Here is a 22,193-nt window from a genome sequence, read left to right as displayed (position 1 = left end):
TTTTCGTTAGCTAAAGGGCTGATTAGGCAAAAATAAGTTTCTAGTCTGAGCTCATTTTGTTTTAAATTGAATGGATCTAGAAATGGTGTCAATCGTGACTTCTGCGCCGATTGTAAAGGTAAATAGAGGCTGCGTGTGAGCAAAATCAAGATCGTACATGACTGGAATTTGCTGCAGATGTGGATATTTATTTAAAATAAAATGAAAAAGTTCTTCACTTATTCCGCATTTTTCAGGAAAGCGCCCAAAAACAAGAGCCTGTGGTTCTGGATAGATTTGCAAAAGAGCACTTAGACAGCGTGAAAAAGTTCTGTAATCTTCTTCTTCAGCCCCTTCTAAAAAAAGGATATACTTATCTGGCTTAGGTGCAAATTCTGTGCCAGCTAAAAGATGAAAAGATGATAAGTTGCCTCCAATAGCAGTTCCCTGTGCAGAGCCCATGTTATAAATTTTCCATTCTGTTGGTTTAAAATGCCGCTGCTGTGCGGAGTCATACCAAGGGTCATCTGTCCACTCTTTACTAGGGACAAGATTATAAGAGCGCCTAGTCATAGCATTTAACCACATTCTGCTTTGATAATCTTGCCCCTCTTTCATCTTAAAGCTGGAGTAAGAAGGTCCCATATAGGTTTCCATTCCAGTTTTGGCATAAATAGCGTTTAAAAGGGCTGTTGTGTCTGAATAGCCGCAGATAATTTTAGGGTGGCTCTTGATTAATTCATAGTCAAGGTAGGGTAAAATTTCATTAACATTGAAACCGCCAATGGTAGGTAAAATGGCATTGACAAGATTATCTTTAAAAGCATCGTGAATATCAGAAACACGACTGGCGATAGAACTGGAGCCCAAAAGATCATTTTCCATATAATGATTGGAAAATGAAACTGAAAAGCCTAATTTTTCAAGATTTCGCTTGGCCGGCAGATTAATCTTGAAGCCGCCTAGGCTTTCAATAGAGTTAGACGGACTAAGAACTCTAATATGATCCCCATATGTTAATTTTTTCATCAAATTTCCTTTCAAGATAAACTAAAAGTTACAAAAAATCTCCCAGTTTTATCTGGGAGATAGTCATTAAAAGGCGGTAGACGGATTTGAACCGACGATCAAGCTTTTGCAGAGCCGTGCCTTACCACTTGGCTATACCGCCGTAACTTCCATTATTTTACCTTAAAAAGACAGTCAGGTCAAGAGGATTCTTGAAAGTGACTTACTTTAGGAATCACTATAACTTATGGATCTTGCAAAATCTGCAAGTTTTTAGTATACTAAATAGGTTGCTTGAGCAACAAATACTCATCTGAGATGAATTGTGGTCTGGTTGCCTTGTAGGTTAGATTGCAAGCTGAAGTCTGAGAGAGGATAAAAAAAACATAAAGGAGAAATACTCATGGCAGTTATTTCAATGAAACAACTTCTGGAGGCTGGTGTTCACTTTGGTCACCAAACACGTCGCTGGAACCCTAAGATGGCTAAGTACATCTTTACAGAACGTAACGGAATTCACGTTATTGACCTTCAACAAACTGTAAAATTAGCTGATCAAGCTTACGATTTTGTGCGTGATGCAGCAGCAAATGATGCTGTTATTTTGTTTGTTGGTACGAAAAAACAAGCTTCTGAAGCGATTAAAGAAGAAGCAGAACGTGCAGGTCAATATTATATCAACCACCGTTGGTTGGGGGGAACGCTGACCAATTGGGATACGATCCAAAAGCGCATTGCTCGCTTGAAAGAAATCAAACAAATGGAAGCTGACGGAACTTTTGAAGTCCTTCCTAAAAAAGAAGTTGCTCTACTTAATAAGCAACGTGCTCGCCTTGAAAAATTTTTGGGCGGTATCGAAGATATGCCGCACATCCCAGATGTTATCTATATCGTAGATCCGCATAAAGAACAAATTGCAGTCAAAGAAGCTAAAAAGCTAGGAATTCCAATTGTTGCTATGGTCGATACCAATGCTGATCCAGACGACATTGATGTTATTATTCCAGCAAATGATGATGCTATCCGTGCTGTTAAACTGATTACCAGCAAATTAGCTGATGCCGTTATTGAAGGCCGTCAAGGTGAAGACAGTGTTGAAGCTGTCGAGGCAGAATTGGCAGCAGAGGAAGCTGAAGCAGACTCAATTGAAGAAATTGTTGAAGTTGTAGAAGGTTCAAACGAAGATTAAGTCTTTAAAGGCTGTTTTAAGCTGGTTTGATGAGCTGTTCAGCCTAATCATATGACACAAAACTTAAGAAAGGGGCAGGGCGAGGCCCTTGTCCTTTTTATGTCAATAAAGGAATCAGCCTAAACACTGTGGGAAAAGAGAAGCGGCTATAGAGGTTCAAGTATTAAAGCGGCTTTTTAGAATGCTAGTGTTGTTAGGCTCCTTATCATCTAATATTGGAGGAATTTATCATGGCAAATATTACTGCAGCTCTTGTTAAAGAATTGCGCGAAAAAACTGGTGCTGGCGTTATGGATGCTAAAAAAGCATTAGTTGAAGTTGAAGGCGATATGGAAAAAGCGGTTGAGCTTCTTCGTGAAAAGGGTATGGCTAAGGCAGCTAAGAAAGCTGACCGTGTTGCAGCAGAAGGTTTGACTGGACTTTATGTTAATGGCAATGTGGCAGCTATTGTAGAAGTCAATGCAGAAACAGACTTTGTTGCTAAAAATGCTCAATTTGTAGATTTGGTTCATGAAACAGCTAAAGTTATCGCTGAAGGTAAACCAGCTACTAATGATGAAGCCCTTGCTTTGAAAGTAGCCAGTGGTGAAACACTAGCAGAAGCTTATGTTAGCGCTACAGCAACAATCGGTGAAAAAATTTCATTCCGCCGTTTTGCGATTATTGAAAAAACAGACAGTCAGCATTTTGGTGCCTATCAGCATAATGGTGGCCGTATTGGCGTTATCTCAGTGATTGAGGGCGGAGATGAAGCTCTTGCTAAACAATTATCAATGCATATTGCAGCTATGAGCCCTAAAGTACTTTCATATGCTGAGCTTGACTCAGAATTTATTCACGATGAGTTGGCTCAAATGAATCATAAAATTGAACAAGACAATGAAAGCCGTGCAATGGTTAACAAGCCTGCTCTGCCGTTCTTAAAATATGGTTCAAAGAGTCAGCTTACAGATGAAGTGATAGCTCAGGCTGAAGAAGACATTAAGGAAGAGCTGAAAGCAGAAGGCAAACCAGAAAAAATCTGGGATAAAATTATTCCAGGAAAAATGGCTCGCTTCTTACTTGATAACACTAAAGTCGATCAAGAATATACTCTTTTGGCACAGCTTTATGTTATGGATGATAGCAAAACAGTTGAAGAATATCTTGAGGACCAAGGTGTTAAAGCTATTGCTTTTGTCCGCTTTGAAGTTGGAGAAGGTATCGAAAAAGCAGCCAATGATTTTGAAAATGAAGTTGCCGCTACAATGGCAGCAGCTTTAAATAACTGATCAAACCAACTAATAAAAGAGAAGTGGGACAGAAAAGTCAATAATTCGAAGAATTTGATTTCTGTTCCACTTCCGCACAGTTTGGTTAGGATAGCCGCTATCACTTGTACAGCAAGGGATAAGGTTATTCAACCAACTGCTGTGTCTAATATATTTGAAAAGAGGCAGGACTTCTATCCTTGGCCTCTTTTTGCATGTCAAAATAGGACCCTCTAATATCTGTAAAAGAGAAAATGGTAGCATTTTTTACATCGTTTCAATCATTATTAATTAGCTTACTTAATCATTTGGACCATTATTTAAACAGATTATTAACATTTGTTATAGTATTTTTTATGAAAACTTGGTAGTCTAATTGTATTATTAAAGAAACTTTTTAATAATAATTCATTTATTTTGGAGGGGACATGGGCAATAAACAAATTGGTATAAAATCTTATGGAATATCAATTCCATATTTTCGTCTTCCAGTGGAAGAAACAATAAAGGTTTGGAACAACAATAATGTTGATTATATAAAAAATAAAATAGGCGTAAAGCGACGAACAGTAGTATCTTCTGATGAGGACACGCTGACGCTAGCTATGGAAGCTGGTCAAGAAGCGGTTTTACATTTTAAGGAAGATGTTGCAAAAATTGATAGTATATTACTTGGTAGTTGTACTACACCAGATATTTTTAAAAGTAATGCTAATCAACTGATGTCATTTTTATTTAATAAAAATGACTATTTTGGATGTGATATTAGAGCCTCTGAGAACTCAGGGGCTGCCTCTTTAGTTTTAGGGTATTCTTTAGTAAGTTCTGGTTTAAGTAATACAAGTTTAATATTTAGTGCTGATACATTAAGTAAAAATATATTTCCAAGTGAACTAAGAGAGCCGTACATTGGCTCAGGAGCAGCTAGTATTATATTAGGTAAAGGTGAAGATATATTAGCTGAAATTATTGGTATAGGAAATTCAAATGCTTCTTTTCCTGAGCAAGGAAGAACAGAGGATAATAGATATTTGCGAGTCCTTGCTAATTTGAATTATTCTGTTGTAAAGGAAGGAAGAATTAAAAGAAGTTTGGAATCTATAAATAATGCTTTAGAAAATGCTTCTTTAAAAGCTGAAGATATCAAATATTTTGTTTTTCAAGATGGCACGGAGCAGACTTATAAAGAATTTTCTCATTTTTTCCATTTTGATAATGTGATAAATCAAGATATTTTCAAAAATCTAGGTTATATCGGTTCTGCTTCTCCTATTATTTCTATGTTAGCAGCTCTTGAAAATGCTGAAGTAGGAGATATTATTTTAATGTGTGGATATGGACATAGTTCAGGTTCTACTACAGTTATTTTTAGAGTAACTGAGGAAATAACATTCAAAAATAAAATAATAGATAAGTTAAAAAATTATAAAGATATCAATTACTCTGAGGCTATGAAGCATGAATTTAAATACAGTCAGCCTGAGATATCTCTAGGGACATTTATTTAGTAAGGAGAATAAGTATGGGGATAAAAATTCAAGTGAGTGGAGTAGGTTGTACCAATGCTCCTGGCTTACCGCATATTAATAAATCCTTTAAAGAACTATTAGTAGAAGCTGCTTATAAAGCATTAGAAGATGCTTTTCTTTCTCCTCATTTAATTGATGGCGCTAGTTTTTCTTATGCTGGAGAGGGAGAAATTGGACATGGGGGGATTGTCCCTACATTAGTGGATGCTTTAGGTTTAGCGCCTCTGGAAGGTTACATTAATATTGGAAATTGTGCAAGTTCTCATATGGCTCTTTTACAAGGATGTGAAATGATTGAAAGCGGACGCTATAGGCATGTTTTAGTAGCAGGTTTTGATAAGATGACGGATATCCTTCCTTTTGAAAACTATATGTTAATGTCAACAGATAGTTTGTATGATTATAACTTAGGCTTTTCACATATTGATGCTTTTTTATTGCAGCAGGAATACATAAGTAAATATGGAATCCAGCCGATAAAACTAAAGGAAGCTTTGCTAAAGTTTTCAACATTAATGAAGAAGTATGGTGCAGTCAACAAAGTTTCTTCAAATTTTGGAAAAGAGCTTCCAACTTCAAAAGAACTTGAAAACCAACCTTTTTTTGGGAATGCTATGAGTGCTGGAGAAGGAGCCAGTGCTGTTATATTATCCGCTATGGAAGCTAATAATAAAAATAGTAGTCAAGAGAAAGTGATTATAGCAGGTCGAGGGTATACTAACACCTCGCATTATATTCCTCATAGATATAAGGAAAAGTTACTTCATCATAAAAATAAGGATTCAAATGATGAAGTAGGAATGTTTAATGGGATACCTTTGGAGTTATCCATAAATCAAGCGTATTCAGAAGCGAAAATAAGTGCAAAAGATCTAAATATTCTAGAATTATATGATCAAGGTCTCAATAGTTTTATTTCTATGGAAGCCGCAGGTATTTGCCCGAAAGGAGAAGCAATAGAATATATTTGTAATGGGGGAGGAACTATTGATAGTTCAGTGGCAATAAATACAGATGGTGGTAATATTGCTCGAGGTCATGCGGGAGGAGGAGCTAGTTTATATCAAATTATTGAAATTGTAAAACAGCTTCAAGGAAGAGCTTCTGGTATGCAAATAAAGAAGCGGCAATATGGTTTATCAACTGTGATAGGCGGAGCATATGCGACAGCTGCGGCTATTGTTTTAAAAAATGAGGAGTATTAAATGTTTTCTAATGAACAAATATCAAATCCTACTATTGAATCATCTCTTAAAGACTGGAGAGAGCAAGGAGGCTTAACTCGGTTAGAAGGAAGTAAATGTCCTCACTGTGACGAATTATTTTATCCAAGAAGATTTGTCTGCCCTTATTGCTTTTGTAGATCTTTAAAGACCTACAAATTTTCTGGTATGGGGAAGATAAAAAATATTGAAATAAATTCAATTTCGCAAGTTGCTGTTATCGGTTATAGAGAGATTAGTCCCAGATATTTATCAGTAATAGAATTAGCAGAAGGAGTGGATGTATTAGGAGAAATAATAGAATGTTCAGAGATTGAAAGTATTCATAGTCTGATTGGCCGTGAAGTTATGTCAGTTGTTAGAAAACAATCACGTTCCGGAAATACTAGTTGGAAATACGGATATAAATTTAAATTGAAAGAAGGATAAATAAGAATGAATAAAGAACTATCTAGTTTACAACAATCAATTATTTTGAATCAGCAACTACAGCCTGATAATGCTTCTTACAATTTACCTTATCTTTGGAAACTTACAGGTCAAGTAAAAGTTAATAAATTATATGCTTCGCTGATGAATACATTCAATAATCATGCTGTCTACCATTCTTTTTTGAAAGATGGTGAATTAGTATATGATAGTAATACAAAATTTAGACCCAAAATAATCGAAATGACTTATCTTACTGATGAAGAATTTGAAAGTGCTGTTATGGAACAAGCAAAAATATATGCTAATATTCCATTCAACAATAACGTTTGGCCATTACAGCAAGCTATTATTTTTATTAATACTCGTGATTTTTCTGAAGAATATTTTCTTTTTATTAATGTGAGTCATTTGATTTGTGATATTTATAGTGCCTATGAAATAATAAATGAAATTAGTGATAGATACAATAATAAGGTAACTACCTTAATTGAGGAAAAGAAACCACTTTCTGTTAATAAAATAAGTGAAAAACGGGAACAACGAGCTAAGGATTACTTTAGTTCAAGGTTACCGTTAATAAGTTCATTAGAACAGCCTTCTTTGACAATCGAACATACATCTAATAGAAGAAACATTGATATAACTGTTTCCCGAAATGTTGTTACAAAGCTAATGAATTTGTCTAAGAAAACAGAATTTGAGGTATTACTTACTGCCTATACTATCTTACTTTCTAGTATAACATCACAACAAATTGTAACAATTGGTATTCCGCTTGCTAATAGACATCCTGAAGAAAGGCATTCTCATGGTTGCTTTGTTAATAATCTTCCATTGATTATTAATGTCGGAGAATCGGAACAGCTTCATGACTTATTGCAAGATGTTAGCTTTAATTTGCATAATCTTTTAAGATTTCAGTCTTTTGATCTTCAATCTCATTTAAAAGAGTTGGTTGATAGTAGAGAAAACTATAAATTTATGAATAATTCAGTGACTCTCTATAAATATGAAGTTAATTTTGATTTTAATCATATAGCTTGTGAAAATATTATAGTTGAACAGACAAGCTCAATGTTTCCTTTAGCAATGGAATTTGAAAATAGTAATGATAAAGTTATTGTTCATATTCAAACCAGTGGCCAGTATAGTCCTTACTTTATTGGTCGATATTTTAAAGATATTCTTTTAAGTATGGACTCTCTAACTAAAAGTATTCAAAATGATTTTGCGATGGGAAAAGATCTGAAAAATGAATTGATTGCATTAGAGAATGATAAAATAGAAGCTATCTTACCAGAAGATATTAATCGGTCTGTACTTGAACTATTTCATGATGAATGCACTTTACATCCTGACTCTCTTGCTGTTAGATATAAAGAAACTGAACTCACTTATAAAGAACTTGACGTTTTATCTACCAAAATAGCAAACAAACTGAGGACGATTAATTTAGAAAAAATCGTAGTATCAATGGAATCAGATTCTCGCTTAATTGCCATTATTTTAGGAATATTTAAATCTGGGAAAATTTATGTGCCATTAGATAAGAATATGCCTGAACAGCGGAAAACTGTCATATTAGAGCAATTAGATAATTTTTTGATCTTAACAGATTATAACAGTCCTATTTTTAATAGGCAAGCAAACTTAAATATAGACGATTTATTAGAAGATATTGAACATTACACTAATATAACAGAAGCCTCTATTAAAAATAATGAGGTTGCTTATATTATTTTTACATCTGGTTCAACGGGAGTACCCAAGGGTGTTGAAGTCAAACATAGTTCCTTATTTACTTTAATGAGTGACTGCAAAAAGAAATTAAAGAATCCTTTTGGGAAAAACTGGATTCTATTCCATTCATATGGGTTTGATTACTCTATTTTTGAAATTATTGCACCTGTCACTTCAGGAGGAACATTAAATATTGTTCCTACAAATATCAGAAAATTTCCTGATCGTTTTCGTAACTTTTTAATTGAGAATGATATTAATATTCTAACACAAACTCCATCAGCCTTTTTATCTTTACAAAAGGTTGATACATCTCTAGATAATTTCATTGAATCTTTAGAATATATCTTCATTGGTGGGGAAGATGTTAAATTTGCAGATTTATCTTTATGGTTTGATAAGTACGGCTATAAGCATCCAAAAGTATTTAATCTTTATGGTTTAACAGAAACAACGATTATTTCGACAGCCCATCAAATTTCGCAATATGATGTGGATAATAAAAAAAGAAATAATATTGGGAAATCCATTGATAATACTTTAGTTTATGTTAAAAATAAAAATAATAAGATGGTGTTACCAGGATTTGAAGGAGAACTAATTATTTCTGGTCCAGCTGTATCAAAAGGCTATTATAAGAATGAAGTAAAAACAAAAGAAGTATTTGATAAAAAGACAAATTCATTTAAAACAGGTGATTTAGTTAAAGTATTATTAAATGGGGAGTTACAATATATTAGCAGAATTGATAAACAGGTACAAGTCAGTGGACATAGAATAGAATTAGGCGAGATTGAAAGTGCCATTAATAGTTGTCAAAGTTGTGAAGAATCTTATGTCATGGCTCAAGATTTTGCTACTGGAGATAGAAGATTAGTTGGCTATTATAGACTGTCCTCATATGGAAAGATAGAGGCAGATCTCATACGAAAAGAAATTAAAACAAAATTACCAGATTATATGATCCCATCATTTTTTATAGAGGTTGAAGAATTTCCACTTAATACCAGCGGGAAGATAGATAGTTCAAAATTACCTCAAGTAAATGTAAAGAAAACACCAGAGCAGCAAAAATCAGTTTCCCTTGTTGCTGACGAGGAAACAACTGTTTTAGCAAGTGTCAAAAATATTTGGAGTGATGTGTTAGGAACTAAAATAAATGGAGATGATAACTTTTTTGAAGTTGGAGGGACATCAGTTTTAATTACAGAAATATATTATAGGATGTTAAAAGAGTTTGAACTTTCAGAGAATGATATGACCATGATTGATTTGTTTGATTATGTCACTCCAAGTGAAGTATCAAAATTTATTGAGAATATACTAAAGGAGAAATAAACAATGAAAAAATATGCAATTATTGGAATGGCAGGACGTTTCCCAGATGCTAATACTCCGACTCAATTTTTTGATAATTTGTTAAACGGTAAGTCGTCATTTCGAAAATTAAGTAATAAAGAAGTAGAAGAAAGTCCCTATTCTCAAGATGAACATTTTATTCCAGTGACTTCAACAATAGATAATGTTTATGATTTTGATATTGATCTCTTTAAAATGACCGCTGCCGAAGCAAGATTAACAGATCCTCAACAACGTATTTTTTTAAAATGCTGTTATGAGGCTTTAGAAGATGCTTCGCAAGTAAATAGTAAAGACAGAATTGGTGTATTTGCTTCATCTGCACAAAGCTCTTATCTAATATCTAATATCTTTAGGAGTAAAGGTTTAAATATCAGATTTGACTACTCTACTTATATTGGGAATGAAACAGACTTTAATGCTACTCGTGTATCCTATAAGTTAAATTTAACAGGACCGTCTATGTCTGTGCAAAGTGGCTGTTCTTCAGCCCTTGTTGCACTAAATGAAGCCTGTCGCAATATGGATTCAGATACTTGTGATTTAGCCTTGGTAGGAGGTATTAGTATCACTTTTCCATTAGCTAGCGGCTATAGTTATAAAGAAGGAACCACTTTTTCTAGAAGCGGGCAACTCAGGGCTTTTGACAAAGATGCTGATGGTATGATTAAGGGAGATGGATGCGGAGTAGTTGTTATAAAACCTTATGACCGTGCATTATTGGATAATGATAATATTTATGCAGTGATTTCTGGTATTGGAATTAGCAATGATGGCAATAGTAAAGTTGGGTACACGGCTCCATCCATTCGTGGAGAGCGTGCAGCTATCAAAGATGCTATTGCTTCTTCTAAAGTTGATCCTGAGTGTATTGATTATATAGAGGCTCACGGAACAGGAACCAAAATTGGAGATCCAATTGAAGTTAGAGCGTTGTCGCAAGCCTATCATTTCCAAAAGCCTCATAAAATAGGTTCGGTAAAATCTAATATTGGTCATCTAGATACGGCATCGGGAATTGCAGGATTGATTAAAGGAGCTCTAATACTAAAAAATAGTATTGTTCCAAAAAGTATTGGATTTACCTCAGAAAATCCTCAAGCTAATTTAGAAAGTTCTCATTTATTTGTAGACCCGCAAAACAACACTGAGCTTCCAAAAGATAAGAAAAACTATGTAGGTGTCTCCTCATTTGGTATAGGGGGTACAAATGTACATGTCATTTTAGAAAGTGATTTATCTGCTGAAAATGATAAAAAAGCAGAATTCAAAGAGTATGTCATTCAGATATCTGCTAAAAGTAAAAATAGTCTGGATAACTATAGGAATAAATTGGCCTCATTTCTAGAAAAGCACTCTGAACTTAACTTAATTGATGTTGTACGAACCTTAAATGAAGGTCGAAAACATTTTGAAAATAAGTATAATTTTGAAGCAGCTAGCATCCCAGAGTTAATTGAGAAATTATTTAATGGTGAAACTACCGATAAAAGTCCTAGCACTGTGCAAGAAGGAAGATTTATTTCACTGCCAACATACTCGTTTAATGAGCAAAATTATTCCTTAATTCCGGATGGATCTTTGTTGAAAAAGACAAATAGCACTAGTGCTACGAAACCGAAAAATAGAGGCTTGACTGAGTCGGATATTATTTCTGACATTTGTAGTATTTGGGAAGACGAACTTGGAGAAGAGATTCTAGAGACAAGTGATTTCTTTGAATTAAATGGAGACTCACTAATTGCTGTAGGTTTAATTGATAGAATCAATAAAAAATTTGATGTTAAATTGGGTACAGATACTCTTCTTGATTACCCAACTCCAAGGGAATTAGCAGCTCATATTTTAAATGATTTCCAATACTCTGATCAATCTAATATTGATTTATCAAATGTATATTGCTTAAATAAAGGGCAAAAAGGATCGAAAAATTTATTTTTAATACATCCTGCAGGGGGCAGTATTTTCTGCTTTAAAGAATTATTTAAACATATTGACTTAGATTTTTTAAATATTTATGCTATTTCTTTCCCTCAAACTATTGACAGCAGGCTAAATATTACAGAACTCTCTAAAATATATATCCAACAAATAAGAAGCATACAACCTACAGGAAAATATCTTTTAGGAGGATACTCATTTGGAGGGAATGTAGCAATTGAAATGGCTAGAATATTGGAAAAAGATGGTTTTGAAGTTAAAAGAATTTACATGATAGATAGCTTAGTGCCAGAAGCATATCCTAAGAAGCAGCCTTCTGGAGATTCTTATTTAAAAATATTTCCTTTGGCATTAAGCTTTATGTCCGCTAAAACGACAGATTCTAATGTGGATTTAAGCTATATTGAGGATTACTCAAGTATTGAGGCTATAATCAATAGTATGAAAGAAAATAATGCTTTACCTAAGAGCTTTGATACGAATTATCTAAAAGATATCTTTGGTATTTGGGAAGCCAATCATATTGCTTTATTAAATCAATCAAAAGAAGTAGTGAACTCTGATATAACTGTATTTTCAGCAAAAGAAAATATGCCTGAAGAAATGTATATTAATATGAATATGAAGAAAACTGATGCTAAAGATTGGCAGAATTATACCTCGGGTTATGTAAATGTAATTAAAATTTCGGGAAATCATTTTACAAGTATGAGTAATAGTGACAATTTAACTCGTTTAGCAGATATTTTCGAAAGCAACTTAGAGGAAATAATATAATTTTAGGGGTATGAGACTATTTTATATAAAATTACTGAACAAGCTTTAGAAGAGACCTTTGAATGTCTATCATTCTGCTTGGAGGTAGCAATTAGTGTTAACGGATAATAAAAGGCTGAAATAAAGAGAATTTGTACAAATTAAAAGCTCGCATCTTTAGGTCTGGATGTGAGCTGATTATGGTTTTTACATTTTTAGCCTTTAAATAAGTTTAACAGCCAATGCTGTAGAGAGGGCATGATTTTATGCATGATGTAAAGATTTATGTATGATAAAAGCATGATTGGTATCAAATAGAAAATGAAAAAAATGTCTACTTTCCAGTAATGTAAAATAATGATGACCATAATTGGAATTTGAAGGATAACGGTATATATTCCTGGGACATATCCTTTATACTGAATACACATTCTAAAGTGAATCAAAAAGTGATAGGCATAGGCAATACAAAAACCTAGATAGAGCTCAGTGTTATGAGTTGCTTGGCAAATAGCTGAAATGATAAGCAATATAACGAATTCTTCTAATACTCCTATTGAAAAGGCAGAGCCATTATTAACTCGTCCAAAAAATTTCGCCGTTTTGTTTAAAGACTGAACTTTCTTACTATTCTTCCATAAAGGAACAAATATCATTTCTTCGAAATCGTGTAAGATAAAAAGTATCGGTAACATGAAATAATTAGATAATAGATTCATTTTTAACCCTCTTTCATTATTATTTTAAATCTGAAAAGCATTATATACCTTCATATTTGTATTATCAAGCAGCTATCGCTATATGTTACAAATTAATGATTATGTCTCATTTATAAGCAGGAGGAAAGTAATGACAAGTAGAGTTTATGCTTCAAAAAAGGTAATTGCTGATACTTTTTTTAAAAAGCTTGAAAAAGATAATTTTAATGCAATAACCATTTCTGAAATAGTCGGAGAAGCTAATCTATCTAGAAGTACATTTTATCGCTACTTTAAAAATAAATATTCTATTGTCCAGTTTTTTATAGAAGATCTATTAGATGCTTATCTATTGGCTGTTGATGAAAGGGAAATAGAGGATTTTACCAGTTTATTGGTTATATATTTTGAATTTTGGAAAAAGAATAAATACTATTTGGAGCTATTTAAAAGGCATAATTTATTGGACTTTGCTCTTGATATAGAGAGAAAGAAATTTCTTAAAGTATTGCCGTATTCTGATTTGCCATGGCATCATAACTCAAGTGAAAATGAACTGTTTGCAGATTTGATAGTTATTGGCGGAGTGTGGAATATTTCCTTATATTGGTTAGAAAATGATTTTCAGCTAGAACCGGCAGACCTAGCAGAGGAAATTGTCAAAAGTTTATCCTCTTATAAAATTTTTATATAAAAAATTCAATAAAATAACGATAGAACTGGGATTGCTTCTGCTTCATTACTGTTTTGAAAAATATAAGGAAGATAAGAAGGACTGCAAATGAAAAATGCTAATCTCTTATTAAGCGAGATTAGCATTTTTTAGTTTCATTTCTTATTTCCAAAAGATATCTTCAATTTTCATAATCGTATCAGCCACTTCTGAAGGGCTCTCTTTTAAACTGTTTTTGATCCAAGTTGAAATGATAGTTTCAAATGAAGCACAAAAAACTTGAATAATAATATCATTATCAACTTTAGTGTGCTGTTTTATTCTCTTTTTTAAAGCAGGATTATTATTGATTATATTTTTTATGAGATCCTGAACTTTTTTGGAAAAATGAACATGAGAAGCTTGAGAGATAGCTTTAAAGTGTTTAAAATCCAATTGGATATGTTCTAAAGCTTCTATAACTTTTTCTCTTTTGTCTAAGTTCCTTTGAGCAAGGATATTCCAAAATCTTTGTAAGGTTTCTTCACCAATAGTATAAGCTAAATCATCCTTATCAAGAAAGTGCTGATAAAAAGTACCACGGCTAACCCTTGCTTTCTTAGTAATATTGCCAACAGTTATTTTATGATATTCTTTTTCTAATAGTAAATCAATCAACGCTTCTTTTAAATGCTCAATGCTGTGTGTCTGTCTTGTTTTACTCATTTTTCCCTTAATTTAACAACTTGTTCAATTTTGTTATGGCTATTTTGCCTATAATGTTATATTCTTTTTTATGAATTGTCAATAATATTATTAATAATTCTTTAAGAATAACTTTACAACCTATTAACGTTAAAGCTATTCATTTTGACATATTTTAATAAGAAAGGAAGACATCTTAATGTCAAATACAAGAAAAACTGTAGGTTTTATTGGTCTCATCTTGGCGATGTTTATGGGAGCTTTGGATGCGACTATTGTTAACATTGCTATTCCAGATATCATGGATGATTTGCACACAGGATTGACGGAGACTAGTTGGGTTGCTACCATTTACGTTTTAGCCATGTCAGTCTTTATTATTACGGTATCTAAGTTAGCAGATATTTATGGCCGTAAATTAGTCATGTTAATCGGAGTTGTTCTGTTTGGAGGCTTTTCATTTGCCTGTATGACTGCCAATTCTTTACTGCCTCTGATTATTTATCGTTTTTTCCAAGGGCTAGGCGGTGCCATTTTGACTCCGATTGTTTTACCAATGGGAATTGAATTATTTGGAAAGGAAAAAACAAGTCGTATTACAGCTGTTATGGGAGCCTTTGGGGCGCTTGCAGCAGCTGGTGGTCCGGTTATTGGTGGTGTTATCATTAATTGGACTAGTTATCGTTGGATTTTTGGTATCAATATTCCAATAGCGATATTAGCATTCTTACTTATTTTAATTGGAACCAAGGAATCCTATGATAAGACTATTTCAAAAAGTATTGATTGGCTAGGAATGATTTTTTTGACGATCACATTAGGCGGTCTCGTTTTCGGGCTATTAGAAGGCAGAGAATATGGCTGGAGTTCTCAGATGATTGTATCAAGCTTTGTATCAAGTTTGATAGGTTTGATTCTTCTTATTTTCACTGAGAGAAAGGTTAAATCACCAATCATTGAGCTGACTTTATTTAAAGAAAAGACATTTACAGCGTCTAGCATTGTTTATATGATTTTTGGCTTTGCTATTATTGTTCCGTCATTTGTTGTCAATTATTTCTTGCAAAATGTTCGCAATTACTCAGCTTTGCATTCGGCTTATTTAATTGTTCCAGCATCTTTAGCTATCGCAGTAAGCATGCCTTTAGCAACAAAAATGTATCAAAAAATTAGTGCCAAACTGTTAATTGGTATTGGAATAGTTGTTACAGCTGGCGGTTTATTTATGCTGGGACTTGTTGAGTATGACACCCCTAAGAGCATTATCATTTGCTGCAATATTATTATCGGACTTGGACTTGGTTTTATGGCCATGTCACTGACCTCCTCAGTAAAATACTTACCCGTTACTAAAACAGGAATAGGTTCTGGTATTGTTAATGCTTCTAGATATATTGGACAAGCTCTAGGCATAGCCTTGCTGGTAACTATTTTAAATGGAAATATTAATACAGCAAAAACAAATATTAAAGATACGGCCTATCACCAAATTGACAGACATGTTTTATCATCAAAAGTAAAAAAAGTTGCACGTGAAGAGATTAAAGCTACTTTTAAAACGTCTAAAGATAGCACTAAGGTATCTGGTAAACAACGCCACATGATTAAAAGAATTAAGAAGGCTGCGCGTGATACCAGTCAACTGCCTCAACCTAAAAAAGGAAGTGATTATCGTAAACTTTATGATGCCAATAAATTGTTAGTCAATGGTTCTGAAAAACTTATCGCCAATATTCCGATTCCGCAAATCAAATTAGGCCTAACTACTTTGAGTGCAGGTCAAAAGAAAATGACTTCAGCTATACAGTTATTAGCTCAGAAAAAAGAACTAACGGATTCCTTGCATGCTATTACCCAATCAAAAAATGATGAGTTAAGCAAGGCCTTTGATCAAGTCTTTAATATTGGCGGTATTATTGTTTTAGTATGTATACCGCTTGCCTTTTTAACGGAAAGGAAGAGATCTGATGCATCAATCGAAAAGCAAGCTATTTAGCTTTTTGGCTAAAAGATGATGTGCGCAACTAAGAGGACTTTAAGACTTAACCACTTTTTATATTGATAAAACAGTGAATATGATATCCTTTTTCTCTTCTAAAAACTCAAATATTCTTTTTCCTTATATTAAACGAGGCTGGGACAAGAGTCCATGGCCTCGTTTGATTTTTCTGAGTCAAATCAAAAAAAGCTTTTAAACAAAAGCCTTTAAACCGATAGTTGTCAGGACTGCCATAATGATTCCGGCTAAGATAACGCCTAAAACAACAGCCAGGACACTGGTTTTAAATTTCCAGTCCAGGACGCTGGCAGCGAGTGTTCCAGTCCAAGCTCCTGTCCCTGGAATAGGTATGCCCACAAAAAGCATAAGGGCAAGGAAAACACCTCTTTCTCCTGCTACCTTTTCTAATTTAGCACCGCCGCTGTGACCTTTTTTTAGACACCAAGTAAAAAATGTGCCAATAATTGGCTTGTCGGCTCCCCACTCTAAGACACGGCGGGCAAAGAAAAAGATGATCGGAACAGGGAGCATATTTCCAATAACACCAATGGAGATCGCCTGCCACATAGGAATACCAGTAGTGATAGCGTAAGGGACAGCCCCTCTAAGCTCGATTAGCGGTACCATGGAAATAATAAATGTAATGAGATAATTCATTCAATCTAAGACCTCTCTTTTGTATTACAGTTCATTTTAGCTTATCTTTGGCAGAAAGACAAGCTGTAATGTTCAAAAAAGTTTAGACTGTGCTTTTCATTTAAAAATAACCAAGATTTTGATATAATAAAAGTCAGTTATAGTCAAAGTGGCTGGGAAGGAGAGTGATGTAATGACTTCAAAAAATACTTCTGATAGCATTGAAGCCTATATTAAGCAAATATTAGCGCAGTCTGGTTTTGCAGAAATTAAAAGAAGTGTTCTTGCTGATAATTTTAGTGTTGTTCCCAGTCAAATTAATTATGTTATTAAAACGCGTTTTACTGAGAGCCGCGGTTATGCTGTTGAGAGTAAGCGCGGCGGGGGCGGCTATATTCGTATTGCTAAGATTCGTTTTTCGGATCAGCATCAGATGTTAAACAATCTGGAAATGACGATAGGTGAGCAGATTAGCGACCAAGTTTTCACAGATATTATTCAATTGCTGTTTGATGAGAAAATTATCAGTGAGCAGGAGGGAAATCTTATCTTAGCAGCTTCTTGTGATGAGGTACTTGGAGACGACGGCCCTAAAATTCGAGCTCGAATGCTTCGTAGAATATTACAACGTTTAGATAGAAAAGGATAACCTATATGACCCATTACTCATTAAAAATGCAAGAAGTCTTTAGATTAGCACAATTTGAAGCTGCCCGCTACCAGAGTGCTTATTTGGAAAGCTGGCATATTCTTCTGGCAATGGTGGAGATTGATAGTTCGGTTGCAGGTTTAAGTTTTGCAGAATTTGAGGCGGATGTTCAATTTGAAGAATATCAAGCTGCTGTTATTTTAGCTGTGGGCCGTACCCCTCAAAAACCAAAGGGGAAGCTAACCTTATTAGAACAATCGCATGCTTTGCGCAAGCTCTTAGCAGAGGCAGAAGCAATCAGTCAGGTAACGCATGCGAAAGAAGTTGGGACAGAGCATGTTTTATTTACTATGCTTTTAAATCCTAATTTATTAGCGACACGTATTCTAGAGCTGGTTGGTTTTCGAGCAAAAGAAGATGGAGAAGCTGTCCGTTTGGTTGATTTGCGCAGGGTAGTAGAGCGTCAGGCTGGTTTTACCAAAGAAGATCTTAAGGCTATTTTTGAGATGCGCAAACCTAAGAAAAATAAAACAGGAAATCATTTTTCGGACTTGATGAAACCGCCTAGTATGACGGGAGAATTAGCTGATTTTACAAGGGATTTGACAGAATTGGCCCGCCAAGGCCGCTTAGAGCCTGTTGTTGGCCGTGAAGAAGAAATTTCTCGTATGATTCAAATCCTTAGCCGTAAAACTAAAAATAACCCTGTGCTGGTTGGAGAAGCTGGTGTTGGTAAGACAGCTTTGGCTTATGGATTAGCTCAGCGTATTGTAGATAGTGCTGTTCCTTTTGAATTGGCAGCTATGAAGGTCCTTGAATTGGATATGATGAGTGTAGTTGCAGGAACTCGTTTTCGCGGAGATTTCGAAGAACGCATGAATCAGATTATCTCTGATATTGAGGCTGATGGTCATATCATTCTCTTTATTGATGAGCTGCATACCATTATGGGATCAGGAAGCGGTATTGACAGCACACTTGATGCAGCTAATATTCTAAAGCCTGCTTTAGCCAGAGGCAGTCTTAGGACAGTAGGCGCGACAACACAAGAAGAATATCAAAAACACATTGAAAAGGATGCCGCACTTTCACGCCGTTTTGCTAAGATTACAATTGAAGAACCAAGTGTAGAAGAAGCTTATCAAATACTTCTTGGCTTGAAAAAAAGTTACGAAGATTATCACTATGTCAGTATTTCAGATGAGACGGTTATGACAGCTGTCAAGTCAGCACACCGCTATTTAACCAGTAAGCATCTGCCAGATTCAGCCATTGATCTATTGGATGAAACAAGCGCGACTGTACAAGGTCTGGTAAAAAAAGAAGCACCAGCTTTTCTAACCGAATTGGATAATGCTTTATTGAATGGTGATTTTACACAGGCTAAAAAACTGTTAAAGAAAAAAGAAGAGCCTTTGCTAAAAAAACGTGCAGCAGTAACTGAAACAGATATTTTGAAAACTTTAAGCAAGCTCTCTGGTATACCTGTCAGCAAACTAAACCAGACAGATAGTCGAAAATACCTTAATCTTGAAAAAGAGCTGCATAAACGTGTGATTGGTCAAGACGAGGCTGTATCAAGTGTCAGCCGCGCTATCCGGCGCAATCAATCCGGAATCCGTACTGGGAGACGCCCTATTGGTTCCTTTATGTTTTTGGGGCCTACAGGTGTTGGAAAGACAGAATTGGCAAAAGCTTTAGCTGAGATTCTTTTTGATGATGAATCAGCACTCATTCGTTTTGATATGAGTGAGTATATGGAAAAATTTGCTGCCTCGCGTCTGAATGGAGCTCCTCCGGGCTATGTAGGCTATGAAGAAGGCGGTGAATTAACTGAAAAAGTCCGCAATAAGCCTTATGCTGTCCTTCTTTTTGATGAAGTAGAAAAGGCCCATCCTGATATTTTCAATATTTTGCTGCAGGTTTTAGATGATGGCGTTTTAACGGATAGCCGCGGCCGCAAAGTAGATTTTTCCAATACGATTATTATTATGACGTCTAACTTGGGGGCAACGGCTTTACGTGATGACAAGACAGTCGGTTTTGGTGTTAAAAATATTGCTCATGATTATAAAGCGATGGAATCTCGTATCTTAGAGGAACTTAAAAAGACTTATCGTCCTGAGTTTATCAATCGGATTGATGAAAAAGTTGTCTTTCATAGTCTCAGTCAGAACAATATGCGTGACGTTGTTAAAATTATGGTTCAGCCCTTGATTGCGCATCTTGCAGAAAAAAATATTTCTCTTAAATTCCAGCCATCTGCCCTTAAGTTTTTGGCAGAAAGTGGATATGACATTGAAATGGGGGCAAGACCCTTACGCCGAACCCTTCAAACAGAAGTAGAGGATAAGCTGGCAGAATTTCTTCTTTCAGGAGAGCTATCTAGCGGTCATTCCCTAAAAATTGGTGTTCATAAGGACAGGCTTAAATTTGATTTGATTTAAGTTGGGCTTTATTTAGAACAAACGAAAAACTCTTTGCCTAAGGAGATGGGCAGAGAGTTTTTTTTAGTGTTATTTTAGGCTAAGGACTAAGAAATCTGTGAAAAAATATGCTGGACTTGCTCCACTGTTTGAGCACGCGCTACTGCTCCGCGAACTTTAGCAGCTCCAGATGTTCCGCGCAGATAATGAGGAGCCAGGCCTCTAAACTCACGGACAGCTATTTCTTCACCTTTGAGTTTAACGAGCCGTCTGAGATGATCTTGGGCTATGGCTAGCATTTGCTTAAAAGGCAGATCTGGAAGCAGTTCTCCCGTTTCAAAGAAGTGATTGATTTGCGTGAAGATATAAGGATTGTTTCTGGCACCGCGGCCAATCATCACAGCATCTGCTTTGATTTCCTCAAGCATAAAATCTGCATCAGCAACTGTACGTATGTCACCATTAGCAATAAAAGGGATTTTAGTAAGAGCTTTAGCAACCTTTGCGAGAGTCTTGTGATCGCACTGTCCAGTATACATTTGTTCACGAGTACGTCCATGCATAGCAAGAGCTGCAGCACCAGCTGCTTCAGCAGCTAGAGCGTTTTCAACAGCTAAGGAAGGATCTGACCAGCCTGTGCGCATTTTGACGGTTAAAGGAATATCAAGGCCAGATTTGACCGTGGAAATAACAGAATAAATCTTTTCAGGATCCTTAAGCCACATAGCACCAGCTTCATTTTTAACAATTTTATTAACGGGACAGCCCATGTTAATATCTACTAAGTCTGTTTTAGTGTTTTTCTGAATAAATTCAGCAGCGCGTGCCAAACTATCACCGTCGCTGCCAAATAGCTGAATAGAAACAGGATGTTCCCCTTCTTCAATATGAAGCATATGAAGCGTTTTTTCGTTATTGTATTGGATGCCTTTATCGGATACCATTTCCATCACGACAAGTCCAGCACCAAATTCTTTAGCAATCATTCGAAAAGCAGAATTGGTAACACCTGCCATGGGAGCTAACACCGTACGATGCGGAATTTCGACATTACCGATTGTAAATGAACTATTGAGCTTTGTCATGAATCATCTCCTCTAAATCTTTTTCATTAAATTGGTATTTTTGGCCGCAAAATTGGCAAGTGATTTCTGCACCGTGATCCTCTTCTTTCATTTGTTGCAATTCCACCTGACCAAGTGTCTTAAGAGCTGCCTCAAAGCGTTCTCGAGAACAATCACAAGCAAAGTGCCAATTCTCTTGGGATAAGATTTTATAGCTTTCTTCTCCATAAATAGCCTTTAAAAGAGCATCTATAGGTTGGTCAGCCTCTAGTAAGGCTGATATGGCTGGCATTTTTTGGATACGGTTTTCATAACGTGCAATTTCCTCATCTGGAGCTCCTGGCAGAACTTGCAGCATAAAACCGCCAGCTACTTGAACCTTGTCCTTGTCATCCAGAAGAACGTTGAGGCCAACAGCAGATGGCGTTTGTTCGCTTTCTGTCAGATAGTAGGCTAAATCTTCGCCGATTTCTCCGGAAATCAAAGGTGTAGATGAGGTATAAGGACTGCCGGTTCCGTAATCTGTGATAACGACAAACTGTCCCTTACCCATAAAAGGTCCTACAATGATTTCATTTGTTGCTGTTTTTTTAACATCTACACCAGGATTTTGAATATAGCCTTTAATATTTCCTTTGGTATCAGCTACTGATATTATATGACCAAAAGAAGAGTCGCCGATTACTTTGACAGTTACCTTGCTGTCTCCCTTTTGATTGGCAGCTAAGATCTGGTTAGCTATTAGTGTACGTCCTAGAGCGACAGTAGAGCTTGATAAAGTTTGGTGTTTTTCTTGTGCCTCTTTAACGGTTTCAGTACTATCTAGCACATAGGCCCGAAAAAAACCAGAAGTTGCGATTGATTTGATGAGTTTATCCATACTTTTTATTTTAACATAAATCAGAAGGAAGCAGTATTTGTAGAACTCTGCGATTATAGATTTTTTGCTTTTTAAAAA

Annotated in this window: 17 protein-coding genes and 1 tRNA gene; 11 read left to right on the top strand and 7 right to left on the bottom strand. The window is 35.2% G+C overall.

Going from position 1 to position 22,193, the window contains the following annotated elements:
* Positions 1-51: 51 nt before the first annotated feature.
* Positions 52-1,008, bottom strand: a complete 957-nt coding sequence (locus STRMA_RS06985) for a S66 family peptidase (RefSeq protein ID WP_003081536.1) — start codon at positions 1,006-1,008, stop codon at positions 52-54.
* Between the two features lie 71 nt (positions 1,009-1,079).
* Positions 1,080-1,150, bottom strand: a tRNA-Cys gene (locus STRMA_RS06980).
* 240 nt (positions 1,151-1,390) lie between these two features.
* Between STRMA_RS06980 and rpsB the strand changes: the two genes are divergently transcribed.
* The 7 genes from rpsB to STRMA_RS06945 all read left to right on the top strand — a co-directional run bounded on the left by rpsB (position 1,391) and on the right by STRMA_RS06945 (position 12,427).
* Positions 1,391-2,176 carry a 30S ribosomal protein S2 gene (rpsB, locus tag STRMA_RS06975; protein ID WP_003078686.1) on the top strand — a complete coding sequence of 262 codons (786 nt, stop codon included), beginning with the start codon at positions 1,391-1,393 and terminating at the stop codon, positions 2,174-2,176.
* Positions 2,177-2,406: 230 nt separating this feature from the next.
* Positions 2,407-3,447: a translation elongation factor Ts gene (gene tsf / locus STRMA_RS06970; RefSeq protein ID WP_003080996.1), complete on the top strand. Its 1,041-nt coding sequence runs from the start codon at positions 2,407-2,409 to the stop codon at positions 3,445-3,447.
* Positions 3,448-3,854: 407 nt separating this feature from the next.
* The gene (locus STRMA_RS06965; RefSeq protein ID WP_003080777.1) at positions 3,855-4,934 is read left to right on the top strand and encodes a 3-oxoacyl-[acyl-carrier-protein] synthase III C-terminal domain-containing protein; all 1,080 of its coding nucleotides are present in this window, start codon (positions 3,855-3,857) and stop codon (positions 4,932-4,934) included.
* 14 nt (positions 4,935-4,948) lie between these two features.
* Positions 4,949-6,160: a thiolase family protein gene (locus STRMA_RS06960; RefSeq protein ID WP_003082100.1), complete on the top strand. Its 1,212-nt coding sequence runs from the start codon at positions 4,949-4,951 to the stop codon at positions 6,158-6,160.
* Complete coding sequence (locus tag STRMA_RS06955) at positions 6,161-6,607, top strand: Zn-ribbon domain-containing OB-fold protein (protein WP_002277496.1); 447 nt, start codon at positions 6,161-6,163, stop codon at positions 6,605-6,607.
* 6 nt (positions 6,608-6,613) lie between these two features.
* Complete coding sequence (locus STRMA_RS06950; RefSeq protein WP_003081592.1) at positions 6,614-9,688, top strand: non-ribosomal peptide synthetase; 3,075 nt, start codon at positions 6,614-6,616, stop codon at positions 9,686-9,688.
* Positions 9,689-9,691: 3 nt separating this feature from the next.
* Positions 9,692-12,427, top strand: a complete 2,736-nt coding sequence (locus STRMA_RS06945) for a beta-ketoacyl synthase N-terminal-like domain-containing protein (RefSeq protein ID WP_003081053.1) — start codon at positions 9,692-9,694, stop codon at positions 12,425-12,427.
* Between the two features lie 194 nt (positions 12,428-12,621).
* Here STRMA_RS06945 and STRMA_RS06940 read toward each other — a convergent pair whose 3' ends face one another.
* Positions 12,622-13,125 (bottom strand): HXXEE domain-containing protein, encoded by a 504-nt coding sequence (locus STRMA_RS06940; RefSeq protein ID WP_003079801.1) that lies wholly within the window; start codon positions 13,123-13,125, stop codon positions 12,622-12,624.
* A gap of 130 nt (positions 13,126-13,255) precedes the next feature.
* On the opposite strand from STRMA_RS06940, the gene STRMA_RS06935 reads away from it, so the two are divergent.
* Positions 13,256-13,798: a TetR/AcrR family transcriptional regulator gene (locus tag STRMA_RS06935; protein ID WP_002277500.1), complete on the top strand. Its 543-nt coding sequence runs from the start codon at positions 13,256-13,258 to the stop codon at positions 13,796-13,798.
* A gap of 141 nt (positions 13,799-13,939) precedes the next feature.
* Here STRMA_RS06935 and STRMA_RS06930 read toward each other — a convergent pair whose 3' ends face one another.
* Positions 13,940-14,482 (bottom strand): TetR/AcrR family transcriptional regulator, encoded by a 543-nt coding sequence (locus tag STRMA_RS06930; RefSeq protein WP_003081357.1) that lies wholly within the window; start codon positions 14,480-14,482, stop codon positions 13,940-13,942.
* Positions 14,483-14,660: 178 nt separating this feature from the next.
* Between STRMA_RS06930 and STRMA_RS06925 the strand changes: the two genes are divergently transcribed.
* Positions 14,661-16,457 carry a DHA2 family efflux MFS transporter permease subunit gene (locus tag STRMA_RS06925; protein WP_003080134.1) on the top strand — a complete coding sequence of 599 codons (1,797 nt, stop codon included), beginning with the start codon at positions 14,661-14,663 and terminating at the stop codon, positions 16,455-16,457.
* 195 nt (positions 16,458-16,652) lie between these two features.
* Here the strand turns inward: STRMA_RS06925 and STRMA_RS06920 are convergent, their stop codons facing one another.
* Complete coding sequence (locus STRMA_RS06920) at positions 16,653-17,117, bottom strand: COG2426 family protein (RefSeq protein ID WP_003082389.1); 465 nt, start codon at positions 17,115-17,117, stop codon at positions 16,653-16,655.
* A 172-nt stretch (positions 17,118-17,289) separates the two neighbouring features.
* Here STRMA_RS06920 and STRMA_RS06915 point away from each other — a divergent pair, with 172 nt between their 5' ends.
* Positions 17,290-17,745 carry a CtsR family transcriptional regulator gene (locus STRMA_RS06915; protein WP_003078775.1) on the top strand — a complete coding sequence of 152 codons (456 nt, stop codon included), beginning with the start codon at positions 17,290-17,292 and terminating at the stop codon, positions 17,743-17,745.
* Positions 17,746-17,750: 5 nt separating this feature from the next.
* Positions 17,751-20,192: an ATP-dependent Clp protease ATP-binding subunit gene (locus tag STRMA_RS06910; protein WP_003081149.1), complete on the top strand. Its 2,442-nt coding sequence runs from the start codon at positions 17,751-17,753 to the stop codon at positions 20,190-20,192.
* A gap of 86 nt (positions 20,193-20,278) precedes the next feature.
* On the opposite strand, the gene dusB is transcribed toward STRMA_RS06910, so the two are convergent.
* Together dusB and hslO are read right to left on the bottom strand one after the other, a co-directional pair.
* Positions 20,279-21,256: a tRNA dihydrouridine synthase DusB gene (gene dusB / locus STRMA_RS06905; RefSeq protein ID WP_003079353.1), complete on the bottom strand. Its 978-nt coding sequence runs from the start codon at positions 21,254-21,256 to the stop codon at positions 20,279-20,281.
* Entirely contained in the window at positions 21,240-22,115 is an 876-nt protein-coding gene (hslO, locus tag STRMA_RS06900; protein ID WP_003082437.1) for an Hsp33 family molecular chaperone HslO, read from the bottom strand. Before hslO ends, dusB begins: the two co-directional genes overlap by 17 nt.
* Positions 22,116-22,193 lie beyond the last annotated feature (78 nt).

The organism is Streptococcus macacae NCTC 11558 (genome assembly GCF_000187995.2).
In the GTDB taxonomy this organism is placed as follows: Bacteria; Bacillota; Bacilli; order Lactobacillales; family Streptococcaceae; genus Streptococcus; species Streptococcus macacae.
Note: the sequence above shows the minus strand (reverse complement) of the source record. Positions and strands in the feature narration are given on the sequence as shown.

Coding starts and splice junctions, on each gene's coding strand:
- STRMA_RS06985 (WP_003081536.1), bottom strand. CDS start 1,008: ATGAAAAAATTAACATATGGGGATCATATTAGAGTTCTTAGTCCGTCT.
- rpsB (WP_003078686.1), top strand. CDS start 1,391: ATGGCAGTTATTTCAATGAAACAACTTCTGGAGGCTGGTGTTCACTTT.
- tsf (WP_003080996.1), top strand. CDS start 2,407: ATGGCAAATATTACTGCAGCTCTTGTTAAAGAATTGCGCGAAAAAACT.
- STRMA_RS06965 (WP_003080777.1), top strand. CDS start 3,855: ATGGGCAATAAACAAATTGGTATAAAATCTTATGGAATATCAATTCCA.
- STRMA_RS06960 (WP_003082100.1), top strand. CDS start 4,949: ATGGGGATAAAAATTCAAGTGAGTGGAGTAGGTTGTACCAATGCTCCT.
- STRMA_RS06955 (WP_002277496.1), top strand. CDS start 6,161: ATGTTTTCTAATGAACAAATATCAAATCCTACTATTGAATCATCTCTT.
- STRMA_RS06950 (WP_003081592.1), top strand. CDS start 6,614: ATGAATAAAGAACTATCTAGTTTACAACAATCAATTATTTTGAATCAG.
- STRMA_RS06945 (WP_003081053.1), top strand. CDS start 9,692: ATGAAAAAATATGCAATTATTGGAATGGCAGGACGTTTCCCAGATGCT.
- STRMA_RS06940 (WP_003079801.1), bottom strand. CDS start 13,125: ATGAATCTATTATCTAATTATTTCATGTTACCGATACTTTTTATCTTA.
- STRMA_RS06935 (WP_002277500.1), top strand. CDS start 13,256: ATGACAAGTAGAGTTTATGCTTCAAAAAAGGTAATTGCTGATACTTTT.
- STRMA_RS06930 (WP_003081357.1), bottom strand. CDS start 14,482: ATGAGTAAAACAAGACAGACACACAGCATTGAGCATTTAAAAGAAGCG.
- STRMA_RS06925 (WP_003080134.1), top strand. CDS start 14,661: ATGTCAAATACAAGAAAAACTGTAGGTTTTATTGGTCTCATCTTGGCG.
- STRMA_RS06920 (WP_003082389.1), bottom strand. CDS start 17,117: ATGAATTATCTCATTACATTTATTATTTCCATGGTACCGCTAATCGAG.
- STRMA_RS06915 (WP_003078775.1), top strand. CDS start 17,290: ATGACTTCAAAAAATACTTCTGATAGCATTGAAGCCTATATTAAGCAA.
- STRMA_RS06910 (WP_003081149.1), top strand. CDS start 17,751: ATGACCCATTACTCATTAAAAATGCAAGAAGTCTTTAGATTAGCACAA.
- dusB (WP_003079353.1), bottom strand. CDS start 21,256: ATGACAAAGCTCAATAGTTCATTTACAATCGGTAATGTCGAAATTCCG.
- hslO (WP_003082437.1), bottom strand. CDS start 22,115: ATGGATAAACTCATCAAATCAATCGCAACTTCTGGTTTTTTTCGGGCC.